This is a genomic window from Streptomyces sp. NBC_01476, assembly GCF_036227265.1.
In the GTDB taxonomy this organism is placed as follows: Bacteria; Actinomycetota; Actinomycetes; order Streptomycetales; family Streptomycetaceae; genus Actinacidiphila.
The window spans coordinates 8,040,724-8,054,065 of sequence record NZ_CP109446.1 but is presented as its reverse complement, the minus strand read 5'-3'; the positions used below and the strand labels follow the sequence as shown (position 1 = coordinate 8,054,065).

Below are 13,342 nucleotides of genomic sequence, written 5' to 3'. Positions count from 1 at the left end.
AAGACCGGGGCGCCCGCCGGCCGCTACCGCGTGCCGCTCCCGCCGGGGCCCCACCCCAGCCGGCTCAGGACCGTCGCGCTGAGGTCGTCCGGCCGCTCCAGCAGGTAGAAGTGCCCGCCGGGGAAGGTGAGGTGCTCGAAGTCGCCGCGGGTGGCGCGGCGCCAGCCCTCCACCTGGGCGGCCGAGACGGTGCCGTCGTCCGCCGCCGCGATCGAGACGATCCCGGTGCGCAGGGCGGGTCCCGGCGCGGGGACGTAGGTCTCGATGAGCCGGTAGTCGTTGCGGACGATGGGCAGCAGGTATGCGCGCATCTCCGGGTCGTCCAGCAGCGCGGACGGGGTGCCGCCGGTGTCCCGGAGCATCTGGGTGAAGTGCTCCTCGTCCAGCAGGTGTTTGCGGTGTCCGCTCCCGCGGTGGGCGGCCGGAGGGTGCCGCGCCGAGGCGAACAGCCTTTCCAGGACGGCGCCTTCGGCCTCCAGCCGCCTGGTCACCTCGTAGGCGACGAGGGCGCCCATGCTGTGCCCGAGGATCGCCAGCGGCCTGTTCAGCAGGGGCAGCAGCGCGGTGGCGGCCTGGTCGGCGAGTACGGCCATGTCGTCGACGAGCGGCTCGCCGGCCCGGGCCTCGCGGCCGGGGTACTGGATCACGCGGACCCCGACGCCGGCGGGGAAGCTCTGCGCCAGCGGCCGGTAGAACCCGGCTCCGCCGCCGGCGTGCGGGAAGACCACCAGCGTGGGGGTGTCCGGTGCGGCGGCCCGGAAGGTGCGCAGCCAGGGCGATCCGGTGGTGCCCAGCGACGTCATCGGTGCTGCCTCTCGCCGTCGGATCCGGGCGGCGTACCGCTGCCGGATTCCAGGGGCTCTCCCGCGGTGGGCCCCGGGCGCCCCTCCCCCGCCGACTCGTCGATGAGCCGCCACCACGCCTGGAGTGTCGGCTCCTCGATCATCCGGGCGAAGCCGACCCGCAGCCGGTGTCTGCGCAGCCGGGCGGAGATCGTCATCACCTTGACCGAGTCGACGCCGAGGGCGACGAGGTTGTCGTCGTCCCCGATCCGCTCGGGCGCGACGCCGAGCACGTCGGCGACGGTGCGGCGCAGACCGAACGGGTCGGGGGAGCCGCCCGGTTCACCGGCCGCCGCGTCAGGTGCGGGGGACGGGGCGGTGCCGCCTTCGGTCACGGTCGGTCCGGCTGGATTCGGCGTCACTGTTCACCTCACGAGATGAGTGGACTGGCTGGACACTGCCCCGGGAGCTGTCGGTGCGTCAGGCTCCGGGTGCGGTGCCGGCTGCGGATCACACGTGGACACACCGGCGGATGCTAGCTAGGCTCACCCTGGTTAGGCAAGGCTATCCTAACTATCTTGCAGGGCTCCGTCGTTCTTCGCGCTCCCCGACCTCCGCGGTCCGGCCCAGGTCGCACCGCGGGTTTCCCCGCCGATGACCTCTGGACGGTTTCCACGTGACCACGCACGCCCCCTCCGCGACCGGCCCGCACGGGACCGGCGCCACCCCTCCCCCGCTGCGCTACCTGCACACCCGGATCGCCGGCCGGTACGACCCGCTCGCCACCGCCGTACGGCTGGCCCGCGCCGGCCTGTTCGACCGGTACGCCGTCTACGAGCAGGCGGGCCGCTGGTGGTTCGCCGGCGGTTCCCTCGGTTCGGTGACGGTCCGCCAGCACGAGGTCGAGACCGACTGGAACGGCGTGCGGCGCGTCTTTTCGCGCACCACCGGTCACGCGGTACGCGAACTGGGCGCCGCCCTGGCCGGCGCGCCGGTGACGGACTGGCGCGGATACGGCTGGGCCGCCTTCGAGTGCGCGCCGGCCGCGGCCGGCCGGCCGGCGGACCCGCGGCAGCCGCTCGCCCATGTCTTCGTGCCCCGGGTCGAGGTGGAGATCGGCGGCAGCGCGCTGGACCTGCGCTGCGCCGACGCCGGGCTGCTCCAGCGCGTGCTCGCGGCGGCGGCCGGCCCGGACACCCGGCCCGAGACTGCCGCCCGCCCGCTGGACGTCGAGGCGGGCGACCCGGCACCGTACCGGGCCGCGGTCGCCGACGCGGTGGCCCGGATCGGCCGCGGCGAACTGGAGAAGGTGATCCTCTCCCGGCGGGTGGAGGTACCCTTCGACCTCGACTTCCCCGCCACCTACGCCGCCGGGCGCCGGGCCAACACCCCCGCCAGGTCCTTCCTGCTCGACCTGCCGGGGCTGCGGGCGGCCGGCTTCAGCCCGGAGACCGTCGCCGAGGTCTCGCCGGACGGCTGGGTGACATCGCAGCCGCTGGCCGGCACCCGGGCCCGCCACGGCGACGACCCGGAACAGGACGCGCGGACCAGGGCCGAACTGCGCACCGACGTCAAGGAGATCTACGAACACGCCGTCTCGGTGGCGCTCGCCGATGCCGAGATGCGCGCCCTGTGCGCGCCCGGCTCGGTGGCGGTCGACGAGTTCATGGCGGTCAAGGAGCGCGGCAGCGTACGGCACTTGGGGTCGCGGGTACGCGGCAGGCTCAGGGCCGACCGCACCCGCTGGGACGCGCTCGCGGCCCTCTTCCCCGCGGTGACCGCCTCCGGCATCCCCAAGTCCGCCGCCTACCAGGTCATCGCCGACAACGAACCCGGCACCAGGGGCCTGTACGCGGGCGCGGTGCTGCGCACCACCGCCGACGGCGATCTGGACGCGGCTCTCGCGCTGCGCACCGTCTACACCCATCAGGGCCGCACCTGGGTGCACGCCGGCGCGGGCGTGGTCGGGGTCTCCGACCCGGACCGCGAGTACCGCGAGACCTGCGAGAAACTCGCCAGCGTCGCCCCGTATCTGACGCCTCGTCAGGCATAATCCACCACGCCCGCCCACCAGGAGAGGATGATCCGCATGCTGCCCGGATGCGTACCGTGGCCCCCCGAGGAAGCCTCCCGGCACCGCGCGGCCGGCTACTGGACGGACGAGCCGCTCGGCGAGCTGCTGCGGCGCTCGGCCGCCGAGCACGGCGCGCGCACCGCGGTCGTCGGTGACGGGGTCCGGCTCAGCTACGCCGAACTCGACGCCCGCGCAGACGACCTCGCCCGCGGGCTGCTCGGCCTCGGGCTGACCCGCGGCGACCGGATCGTGGTCCACCTGCCCAACTGCGCCGAGTTCGTGCTGGCCACCTTCGCGCTGCTGCGGATCGGGGCGCTGCCGGTCTACGCGCTGCCCGCCCACCGGCAGCGGGAGATCGCCCACCTGTGCGCGTTCTCCGGCGCGGCCGGCTATCTCATCGCCGACCGGTACCTCGGCCACGACTACCGGGCGCTGGCCAGGACGGTGGCCGCGGAGCCGGGGGTGGACCTGCGGCAGGTGCTGGTGGTGGGAGACCCGCAGGAGTTCACCGGGCTGGCCGCCGTGGAGGCGGCCGGGCGCGCCGCGCCGCGCGCGCCGCTGCCGGCGCCGGGCGCCGCGGACGACGTGGCGCTCTTCCTGCTGTCGGGGGGCACCACGGGCCTGCCGAAACTCATCCCGCGCACCCACAACGACTACGCGTACAACGCCCGGGCCAGCGCGCAGGTGTGCGGTTTCGGCCCGGACACCGTCTACCTCGCCGCGCTGCCCGCCGCCCACAACTTCGCGCTCGCCTGCCCCGGGGTCCTCGGCACCCTGGCGGTGGGCGGCACCGTGGTGCTGCCGGCCGACCCGAGCCCCGACGAGTCGCTGCGGCTGATCGCCGAGGAGCGGGTCACCGTGACCGCGCTCGTACCGTCGCTGCTCGGCCTGTGGCTGGACGCGCTGTCCTGGCTGCCCGAGGACGTCTCCAGTCTGCGGCTGGTCCAGGTCGGCGGGGCGAAGCCGGACGCCGCCACCGCGGCGCGGGTACGGCCGGTGCTCGGCTGCGCGCTCCAGCAGGTGTTCGGGATGGCCGAGGGGCTGCTCAACCTGACCCGCCTCGACGACCCGGAGGAGCTGGTGCTGGTCAGCCAGGGGCGCCCGCTCAGCGCGGGCGACGAGGTGCGGATCGTGGACGACGACGGGACCGCCGTACCGCCCGGCGCGGTGGGGCAGTTGCTCACCCGCGGTCCGTACACGCTGCGCGGCTACTACCGGCTGCCGGAGCACAACGCCCTCGCCTTCACCGACGGCTGGTACCGCACCGGGGACCTGGTCCGCGCGCTGCCCACCGGGCATCTCGTGGTGGAGGGGCGGATCAAGGAGGTCATCAACCGGGCCGGCGACAAGGTGTCCGCCGAGGAGGTCGAGGAGCAGCTGGCGCTGCACCCGGCGATCCGGCAGTCCGCCGTGGTCGGCGAGCCGGACCCGGTGCTGGGCGAGCGGATCACCGCGTTCGTGGTGGTGGAGTCCGGCCTCGGCGCTCCGAGCGCCGCCGAGGCCGGGGAGTTCCTGCGCGGGCGGGGCCTGGCCGGGTACAAGGTGCCGGACCGGCTGGTGGCCATCGGAGCCCTCCCTCTGACGGCGATCGGCAAGGTGGACCGCAGAGCGCTGCTCGCCCACGCGGCTACACCAGGTCGGCGTCCGTCGTAAGGGCCGGGTCGTCCGGGTCGCCGCCGGCCGCGACCGCCGCCTGGTAGGCGGCGAACACCTGCGCGTCGCGCTGGTCGCTGGTGAGTTCGTGCTTCCAGTAGGCGGCGGCCTGGAGCTGGGGGCGGGGCAGCCCGCGCTCGTCCAGCAGGTGACGGCGCATCGCCCGGACGGCGCCCGCCTCGGCGCCGAGCCAGGCCTGCGCGGCGGCGAAGGGCCGGTCCAGGCCGCGGAGCGCCTTCTCCAGCAGGCCGCTGCCCGCGGCCGGCGCGCCGCGCCGGTACAGCCAGACGACCTCGGCGAGGGCCGGAGCCGCCAGGTCGAGGTGGTCCGCCTCGTCGTCGGCCTCGATGAGGGCGACCACCGGGGTACGGGCGGGCAGCGTTTCGAGGATCGCCGCGATGGCCGGCAGCGCCGCCTCGTCGCCGGCCAGCAGGTGCCAGCCGGCCTCCGGTGAGGCGAAGAACTCGTGCCGCGGCCCGGCCAGGCCCACCGTGTCGCCGGGCGCGGCGGTGCGCGCCCAGACGCTCGCGGGGGTGTCCCCGTGCAGCAGGACGTCCACGGCCAGTTCGCCGGCCGCCGCGTCGAACCGGCGGGTGGTGAAGGCGCGCATCACCGGCGGTACGGCGTCCGGCGGGTATCCCGGTACGCCGTCCGGGCCGATCACCGGCAGGTCGACCCGGCCTCGGCCGGCGGGCGGGAGCAGGAACTTCCAGGCGTCGGCAGGCAGTCCGTCACCGCAGCCGGCCAGGTCGTCGCCCCCGACGGTGATCCGGCGGATCCGCGCGGTCACCTCGGCGGTCCGCACCACATGGGCGGTGCGGATCCGGACCTGCGGGCGCGTCAGGCGGGTGCGCCGGCGCAGTTCCTCCTGGATCGGGGGCATGGGCACTCCTGGTGTCGAAGCCGTGGCCGGGTCGAGCGGCGTACTGGATATGCGGTCGCAATGAAGGTATGCCTTACCAAAGTCATTGACAACATGATGTCGTTAAAGAAGGCGGCGCCCCCGGAGGTCCGCCGCCATCCAGGGACGCCGGAGGCTGCCGCGAGGCACCGGGAGACAATGAGGCCATGACCAGGAGCAGCGAGCCGATCGAGCCCCGTCGACCCGCCGGGCGGCCGGGGCCGGCCCGCGCCATGCGCACCCCGCGGCTGGGGCGGCCGCCGCAGGTGGACCGGGAGGCGATCGTACGGGCCGCGGTGGCCGTGGGATTCGACCAGATCGGCATGACGAGCGTGGCGCAGCACCTCGGGATCAAGCACTCCACGCTCTACCGGTACTTCGCCACCCGCGACGCCCTCGTCACGGCGGCCGTGGACGCGGTGGTGACCGAGGCCGACTGGCCGGAGCCGGGCGGGCCGTGGCGGCGGCAGTTGAGCGAGCACGCCTGGGCGACGTTCCGGCTGCTGGAGCGCCACTCCGGGCTGGCCGCGCAGATCGTCTCGCTCACCGTGGACTCGGCCGCGTACGGCGAGGTCAGCCACCGTACGGTGACCGCCCTGGTGGACCTGGGGTTCGCACCGCGGGACGCGATACTCGCCTACGACCTGGTGCACGAGCAGGTGCTGATGTTCTTCCTGGCCGGCCAGCGCCGCGGCGAGCCCGCGAAGACCCCCGACCAGGCGGCCACCATGCGGCGGGAGATGCTCCCGGACGCACTGCCGAACGTGGACCCCCGCCTGCGCGACGCGCTGACGGACATCGTCACGGGCAGCCCCGGCGACTGGTTCGCCCGCAAGCTGGATGTCCTGCTGGAGGGGCTCGCCGGGCTGGCGCCCGCACCTGACGGCCGGCCGGCTTCCGCCGGGTGACGGCGCGTACGGAACCGGCGGCCGGTTCCGTACGCGCCGGCCGTCACGCCGCCCGGTCCAGGGACCGCGCCGGGCGCATGTCGGTCCAGACCCGGGCGACATGGGCCAGGCAGGCGTCCCGGCCGCCGTGGACGCCCGTGCCGCGCCAGCGGCCGGGCACCGGCAGGCCGGCCGGCCACAGCGAGTACTGGCGGTCGTCGTTGACCAGCACGGTGTACCGGCGCTGGTCGGCGGGGCCGGTGCCGGCCGGGGCGGGGACGGACGCGGCCTCGTCGCGGGCGCCGTCCGGGACCGCGGTGACCGCTTCGCGGGCGTCGCGCCTGGCGAGGAAGGGGCACCCGGGCACCTTGCCCTCGGCGGTGTCCGGCAGGAAGTACTGGCGCCACTCCCGGTTGCCCTCCTCGCCGTGGTTGCCGAGTTCGGCGGCGGGTTCCATGCCGTCGAACCGGCGGATGCGGTTGCGGATGACCTGGCGGGCCTTGGCGCCGCGCGGAGTGTCGGGCTCCAGTCCCTCGAAGACCCAGCGCGGCTGGAAGGTGATCATGAAGCCTCGGTTGTGGCGGCTGTGCCGGGTGACGTGGGCCGGGGTGTTGCAGACGACGAAGATCTCGGTGCCGCCGAAGCTGAACTCCCACCAGAGTTCCTCGGGGTCCAGCGGGCTGCCGGCCGGCCAGGGCTCCGGGTCGCCGTCGTGCAGGAACTGCAGCACCGACCAGAACCGGCGGAAGTAGTGGTCGAGCGTGCTCGGCTGCTCCTCGGGCCGGAAGAGGACCACCAGGGAGGTGTCCTTGCCCAGTTGCCGGTAGGTGGCGAGGTAGTCCTGAAGGATGCCGGCCAGCGGTCCCCAGGTGCTGTCGTCGTGCGGGCTGTCGATGAATCCGAACCGCAGCGACTGCTTCTTGGCCGCGGCCACCGCGAAGGTGCAGGGGAAGGGCCGGTCGGTGTCGAGCAGGGTCTCCACCAGCTCACGCGCGGCCGCCGGTCCCCACGGCGGGGTGGCGCCGATGGTGCAGGCGGCCAGCGTCTGGGCGGCGGTGGCGTCGGCCGCGGGGCTCTGCGCCACCGCGCCGGCGGTCGAAGGGCCCGGCGGCAGGGGGTTCGGCGCCGCGGCGAGAGGTCGGTTGTCGGACACAGGCACTGAATTGGACTCCGTCCCGGAAGAGGGCAGCTCGGCGCAGGGGCCGGGGCGCCCGGCAGGTGGCCGGCGGCGCCCCGGAGCGGGCCGCTGTCAGAACCGCGCGTACATGTCCTCGGGAATGATCGGCTGGTGGTAGGTGCACTCGCCGGAGAGCACGGTCGAGCCGTGCAGCCGGGAGACCGGGATGAGCACCTTGTCGCCCTCGTGCAGATCTATCTTGTGGGTGACGTTGTTCCAGAAGTGCATCTCCCCGCGCTCGATCATCACCAGCCGGTGCTCGTCGTGCACATGGGTGGTCGAGGTCTCCTCGTTGCTCTCCACGAAGGTGTCGAGGTCCACGGTGATGCCGTTGTCCTCGATGTACTTGTTGATCCGCGCTGCCTTGTCCTGGTGCTCGGGGATGCTGTCGGCCCAGGCCAGTTGCTGCGCCAGGTCCTCGTCCCACAGCGCGGCCAGCCATACGGCGTCGGCGAAGCCGTGGTGGAAGCGCTCGACACCCTCCGGACCGTAGAGCTCCAGCAGCGGCTCCACCCAGCGGCCGACCAGGTCGACGAGGTGGCCGGGGGCGACGCCGAGGTGGTCGAAGAGCGCCGGGCGCACGCCGAGTCCGTCCTCGAAGACGTCGGCGAACCGGGCGGCCGTGACGGCCTGGTCGATGCTGTGGTGCAGCAGCGCGCCCAGGAACTCGGGGTACTTCTCGCGGTCGCGGGAGAGCCAGTGCAGGTGGTTGCCGCGGGCCAGCGACGTGCCGAGGTAGAGCTGCCAGTAGGCGCCGGTGGTGGTCTTGAGTCCGGCGCCCTCCATCAGCGCGCGGTACTGGCCGCTCAGACCAGCCCAGGTGCGGTAGTCGTCCAGCAGCGCGACGCGGGCGCCCGGGTGGGCGATGTCGTACTCGCCGAGCGCGGCCCGGCCGACGGCCAGCCGGGAGGCGGGCAGGTAGGAGCTGAACTGGAGCAGGACGAAGGTCGCCGACGCCTTGCGGTCCTTGGTGGACAGCGCGGCGGTGAACGCCTGTCCGGATTCGGCGAGCCGCTGCTGGTGGTAGTCGGCGATCGCCGCCGCGACCTGCTCGGGGGCGTACCCGGGCAGCGGCTTGCGCTCCGAGGCCAGCAGGGAGAACAGGTGGCGCTCCAGCACGGGGGCCGCCATGGCGCCCAGCACGCGGTTGCTCTCGCTGTAGAAGGTGGCGGCGTCGGCCTGGGCGGCCGGGCCGGGGGACGGCGGCAGGTAGAGCAGTCCGCTGTCGTAGATGTTGCGCAGCATGCGGTGGCCCAGCAGGGCGCTGAGCTTGAGCGCCTTGGCCACGGGCATGGGCTTGCCGTAGTCGAGCCAGGCCAGGTCGTCCGGCCGTACCGGCCTGCGGTACGGGTCGTCCTCGGTGGTCAGCTCCTCCCATTCCGCGGCGCGGAAGGCCGGGTTGGCCGCGAATGCCTTGACGACGTCGTTCGGGTCTCCGGCGGTGAGCCGAGCGAATGTCTCCGAGTACTCCAGGGGCATGACGGTCCTCCAGAAGAGAATCGGGGCGGCGGATGTGCGAAGGCGGCACACGGGTCTCACCGTGCCGCCCAAGTAACTTAGGCAAGCCTTGCCTTACTTCCGAGCGGCGTCAAGCCCCCCCTCCCCAGCGGTGGTCAGGCTCTCCGGTCGGCGGGTGAGGGGCTGGGCTCGTTCCAGGCGGCCAGCAGGCGGAGCTTCTCCTCGGCGGGGGATCCGCGCTCCGCGGTGAAGACGACGGCACGCTGCCCGGTGTCGCCCGGCAGGGTCAGCATCTCGTAGTGCAGGGCCAGTTCGCCGACCGTCTCGTTGAAGAACCGCTTGGTGCCGTGGGAGTGCGCGTAGAGCCGGTACTCGGCCCAGTAGCGGACGAACTCGGGGGAAGCCAGGGCGATTTCCCCCACCAGCTGGTGCAGAACGGGGTCCGCCGGCCGGTCGACGGTGAGGTGGCGGAGCACCGCGGCGACCTGGGGCGCCACGGTCTCCCACGCGGCATAGACGGTTCGGGCCCGCGGGTTGAGGAACGTCCAGCGCGCGAGGTTGCGGTCCCGCACGGGCAGGGCGTCGAAGTCGTCGATCAGCAGCTTGGCGGTGCGGTTGACCGCGAGGACGTCCAGGCGCGGTCCGTGGATCAGCGCCGGGACGGGATCGAGCGCCTCGATCATCGCGACCAGTTCCGGGCGGGCCCTGGCCGTGACGTCCTTGACCGGCGCGGGCCGGTGGCCCGCGTTCCTGACCAGTGCCCGGAAATGCAGCCGTTCCAGTTCGTCGAGCTGGAGCGCCTTCTCGACCGCGGAGAGGACCTCGTCCGATATCCGCCCGATGCGTCCCTGCTCCAGCTTGGTGTAGTAGGCGGCACTGACCCCGGCCAGGGCCGCGACCTCCTCCCGGCGCAGCCCCGGCACCCGGCGCGGCCCGTGCGGGACCGGCAGCCCGGTCCTGCCCGGGTGGAGGGCCGCGCGGCGCGAGGTCAGGAACTCGCGCAGGGTGTTCTCGCCGTCCGCCATACCTCCTTTATAGCTCCGGACCGCTTTCGCGCGGGGCGGCGAGGGTGACCCTGCGCGTATCACGCTCAGTGCTTTTTCCCGGCCGTCCTCCGTGATCGAATGGAAAATGCCGCCGGCCGCGGATTCCGGCGACGTTCCATTCAGCGGCGGGATTCGCCGGCCGGTATCCACGCTTTACGCATTCCCGTACCGATATCAGGAGAGCATTCATGCCGTTCACCGTTCCCGCCCTGGCCGCCGCGGGACCCGACGCACCGCTGGAGTTCACCACCATCGAGCGCCGGGACCCGGGCCCGCACGACGTGGTCATCGACATCGCGTACACCGGTATCTGCCACACCGACATCGCGCTGCTGCACAACCGGTGGATGGAAGGCATCTTCCCGATGGTGCCGGGTCACGAGATCACCGGGACCGTCGCCGCCACCGGTGCGGACGTCACCCGGCACCGCGTCGGCGACCGGGTCGGCGTCGGCTGCTACGTGGACTCCTGCCGCACCTGCGAGAACTGCCTCGCCGGGGAGGAACAGCACTGCCGCAAGGGTGAGGTGATCACCTACAGCGCCCGTGACTACGAGGGCCGGATCACCTACGGCGGCTACAGCCGGCGGATCGTCGTCGACGAGAACTACGTGCTGCGCATCCCCGACGGCCTCGCCCTGGACACCGCCGCCCCGCTGCTCTGCGCGGGCGTCACGGTGTACGGGCCGCTGCGGCGCTGGGGAGCCGGCCCCGGCAGGTCCGTCGCCGTCGTCGGGATGGGCGGGCTGGGGCATCTCGCGGTCAAGATCGCCCACGCGATGGGTGCCCGTGTCACCGCTCTCAGCCGCAGCCTGACCAACCGTGAGGACGGGCTGCGGCTCGGCGCCGACGCCTATCTCAGCACCTCGGACCCCGCCACCTTCAGCGACCTCGCCTACGACGTCGACCTGATCGTCAACACGGTCTCCGCGCGGTTGGACATCGACGCCTTTCTCGGACTCCTGCGGCTGGACGGCGTGATGGTCAACGCCGGTGTCACCGCCGAGGCCGACAGCTTCCACGGGCCGCTGCTCGGCGCCGCCCGCCGCATCATCACCTCCACCAAGAACGGCGGCGTCCGCCAGTGCCAGGAGATGCTCGACTTCTGTGCCGCGCACGGCATCGGTGCGGACATCGAGACGGTCGCGGCCGGCCAGGTCGGCGGAGCGCTGGAACGGCTGGAGCGCGGCGATGTCCGCTACCGCTTCGTCATCGACGCGTCGACCTTCGACCACCCCGTGCCGTCGGCCTGACCGGCGCGGCCTGCTTCTCACCAGGCGGCTTCTCACCGGCTGCTTCTCACCGGGTCGCCTCCGCCGCATGTGTACATCTGTTCCTAAGCGGGTGTACGTTTGTACACATGCAGCGTCCCGAACCCCCTGCGAACCCCTCCGGGCCAGACGGCGCGACCGGCGGCGCGGCCGGAGGCCGGAAGGACGGCCGCCGCCCGCGCCGCAAGGACCCCGACCGCAAGGAACGGATCCTCGACGCCGCTCTCGACGTCCTGGCGGAGGACGGCGTGGCCGGCACCACCCATCGCCGTATCGCCGCCCGGGCCGATGTGCCGCTCGGCTCCGTCACGTACCACTTCGCGAGCCTGACCGGCCTTCAGGCGCAGGCGTTCGCGCGGTACGTCGAGATCCGGACCACGGCGTTCAGGGACCTGTTCGCGTCCGTGCGGACGCGCGACGAACTGGTCGAGGTGCTGACCGACCTGGTCCAGGAAGGTCCGGCACGGCACCGCAGCGCGGTCCTGGGCTTCGAACTCCATCTGGCGGCGCTGCGCGACCCCGAACTGCGCGCCCTCACCCAGCAGTGGACCACCGACAGCCGGGCGGTCCTCGCCCGCTTCACCGACCCGGACAACGCCGCCCGGCTGGACGCCCTGCTCGAAGGCGTGATCCTGCACGCCCTGCTCTCCACCGTGCCGGAACCCCGGGACAGGACGCGGGCGATGATCGACCGCACCCTCGGTCCGGTGTCCGGGCCGTTCGCATGACGGTCCGGCCGTCGCCGGCCCGCCGGAACCCGCGGCCGGAGCGCCGGCCGCAGCGGGGCGGCCACCGGCCGGGCGGCCGGTGCCGGCCATCCCCCAGCTACACACAACGGAGCCCGCGATGACCGACAGCCCGCCCCTGATCTCCGTCACCGACACCGAACTCGACGAGCTGCGCGCACGGCTGCGGCACACCCGCTGGCCGACGCCGTGGCCCACCGAGGGGTGGGCCGCCGGCACCGAGCAGGGCGAACTGCGGCGGCTCGTCGCCCACTGGGCCGACGGTTACGACTGGCGTGCGCAGGAGGCGGCGATCAACGCCCTGCCCTCCCGCTTCGCGGACATCGACGGGACAGCCGTCCACTACCTGCGCTTCGACGCCGAACACCCTGGCGCCCTGCCGGTCGTCCTGACCAACGGCTGGCCCAGTTCGGTCCTCGAACTGGTCGGCCTGGCCCGCCGGCTGGCCACCCCCTCGCGGTACGGAGGCGCCCCCGAGGACGCGTTCACGGTCATCGTCCCGTCCCTGCCGGGCTTCGCCTTCTCGCCGCAGCGGCCCGTGCTGGACGGCCTGCCCACCCACGAGATCTGGCACCGGCTGCTGCGGGGCCATCTCGGCTTCGAGCGTTACGCGGCCCACGGCGGGGACCTCGGCTCCGGTATCACCTCACGGCTGGCGGCGGCGCACCCCGAAGACCTCGTGGGCATCCATCTGCTGTCGGTCGCCAACCCGAGCGGGTACGACCCGGCCACTGTCACCGCGCAGGAGCAGGCGTACCTCGACTCCCTGGCCACCTGGTTCTCCGACGAGGGCGCGTACCTGCACCAGCAGCAGACGCGGCCCCTGACCCTCGGCTACGGCCTGGCCGACTCACCGACCGGGCTCCTCGCCTGGATCGTCGAGAAGTACCGCGCGTGGAGCGACTGCGGCGGCGACCTGTCGGCCCGGTTCAGTGACGACTTCCTCCTGACCCAGGCGTCTCTCTACTGGTTCACCCGGACCATCTCGACGTCGTTCCGGCCCTATTACGAGTACGACAGGGGCCGCGCCCACCGCCTGGAGCGGGTGGACGTCCCCACCGCCGTCGCCGTCTTCCCCGCCGACCTCGTCCAGCCCCCGCGCAGCTGGGCGGAGCGCACCTACAACGTCACCCGCTACACCCGCATGCCCCGCGGCGGCCACTTCGCCCCCCACGAAGAGCCCGGCCTCCTCGCCACCGACCTCACGGACTTCTTCCGCCCCCTGCGCGGTCGGACGTGACGCGGCCTGCCCGGCGCCCGAACGAGGAGCGGTCGGACGCACCGGGAGGTCACCCGAACGGAGCGGCACGTGTAAAGGCGCGCGAAGAGTGGCATATGTGAGCAAAA

Annotated in this window: 12 protein-coding genes; 6 read left to right on the top strand and 6 right to left on the bottom strand. The window is 73.2% G+C overall.

The features are described from left to right. Positions 1 to 23: 23 nt before the first annotated feature. Complete coding sequence (locus OG552_RS34985) at positions 24 to 803, bottom strand: thioesterase II family protein (protein ID WP_329139987.1); 780 nt, start codon at positions 801 to 803, stop codon at positions 24 to 26. Continuing rightward, positions 800 to 1,204: a phosphopantetheine-binding protein gene (locus OG552_RS34980; protein ID WP_329139985.1), complete on the bottom strand. Its 405-nt coding sequence runs from the start codon at positions 1,202 to 1,204 to the stop codon at positions 800 to 802. The genes OG552_RS34985 and OG552_RS34980 overlap by 4 nt, the downstream gene beginning before the upstream one ends. Before the next feature lie 254 nt (positions 1,205 to 1,458). Between OG552_RS34980 and OG552_RS34975 the strand changes: the two genes are divergently transcribed. Continuing rightward, positions 1,459 to 2,835 (top strand): salicylate synthase, encoded by a 1,377-nt coding sequence (locus OG552_RS34975; RefSeq protein WP_329139983.1) that lies wholly within the window; start codon positions 1,459 to 1,461, stop codon positions 2,833 to 2,835. A 27-nt stretch (positions 2,836 to 2,862) separates the two neighbouring features. Continuing rightward, positions 2,863 to 4,509 carry a (2,3-dihydroxybenzoyl)adenylate synthase gene (locus OG552_RS34970; RefSeq protein WP_443071112.1) on the top strand — a complete coding sequence of 549 codons (1,647 nt, stop codon included), beginning with the start codon at positions 2,863 to 2,865 and terminating at the stop codon, positions 4,507 to 4,509. On the opposite strand, the gene OG552_RS34965 is transcribed toward OG552_RS34970, so the two are convergent. Continuing rightward, positions 4,484 to 5,392, bottom strand: coding sequence for a siderophore-interacting protein (locus OG552_RS34965; protein WP_329139981.1), 909 nt, complete (start codon positions 5,390 to 5,392; stop codon positions 4,484 to 4,486). The two genes, OG552_RS34970 and OG552_RS34965, sit on opposite strands and share 26 nt — an antisense overlap. Positions 5,393 to 5,577: 185 nt before the next feature. Here OG552_RS34965 and OG552_RS34960 point away from each other — a divergent pair, with 185 nt between their 5' ends. Further along, the gene (locus tag OG552_RS34960; protein ID WP_329139979.1) at positions 5,578 to 6,318 is read left to right on the top strand and encodes a TetR/AcrR family transcriptional regulator; all 741 of its coding nucleotides are present in this window, start codon (positions 5,578 to 5,580) and stop codon (positions 6,316 to 6,318) included. Positions 6,319 to 6,361: 43 nt separating this feature from the next. Here OG552_RS34960 and OG552_RS34955 read toward each other — a convergent pair whose 3' ends face one another. The 3 genes from OG552_RS34955 to OG552_RS34945 form a co-directional block, all read right to left on the bottom strand. Further along, positions 6,362 to 7,450, bottom strand: a complete 1,089-nt coding sequence (locus OG552_RS34955; RefSeq protein WP_329139977.1) for a YqcI/YcgG family protein — start codon at positions 7,448 to 7,450, stop codon at positions 6,362 to 6,364. Positions 7,451 to 7,546: 96 nt separating this feature from the next. After that, positions 7,547 to 8,953 carry a hypothetical protein gene (locus tag OG552_RS34950; RefSeq protein ID WP_329139975.1) on the bottom strand — a complete coding sequence of 469 codons (1,407 nt, stop codon included), beginning with the start codon at positions 8,951 to 8,953 and terminating at the stop codon, positions 7,547 to 7,549. A 134-nt stretch (positions 8,954 to 9,087) separates the two neighbouring features. Next, positions 9,088 to 9,957: a helix-turn-helix domain-containing protein gene (locus OG552_RS34945; protein ID WP_329139973.1), complete on the bottom strand. Its 870-nt coding sequence runs from the start codon at positions 9,955 to 9,957 to the stop codon at positions 9,088 to 9,090. Positions 9,958 to 10,166: 209 nt separating this feature from the next. Here OG552_RS34945 and OG552_RS34940 point away from each other — a divergent pair, with 209 nt between their 5' ends. From OG552_RS34940 to OG552_RS34930, 3 genes are all read left to right on the top strand, one after another. Further along, complete coding sequence (locus tag OG552_RS34940; protein WP_329139971.1) at positions 10,167 to 11,231, top strand: NAD(P)-dependent alcohol dehydrogenase; 1,065 nt, start codon at positions 10,167 to 10,169, stop codon at positions 11,229 to 11,231. Between the two features lie 107 nt (positions 11,232 to 11,338). Next, complete coding sequence (locus OG552_RS34935; protein WP_329139969.1) at positions 11,339 to 11,977, top strand: TetR/AcrR family transcriptional regulator; 639 nt, start codon at positions 11,339 to 11,341, stop codon at positions 11,975 to 11,977. A 118-nt stretch (positions 11,978 to 12,095) separates the two neighbouring features. Then, on the top strand, positions 12,096 to 13,235 hold the full coding sequence (locus OG552_RS34930; protein WP_329139967.1) for an epoxide hydrolase family protein: 1,140 nt from the start codon (positions 12,096 to 12,098) through the stop codon (positions 13,233 to 13,235). The last annotated feature ends 107 nt before the right edge of the window (positions 13,236 to 13,342 follow it).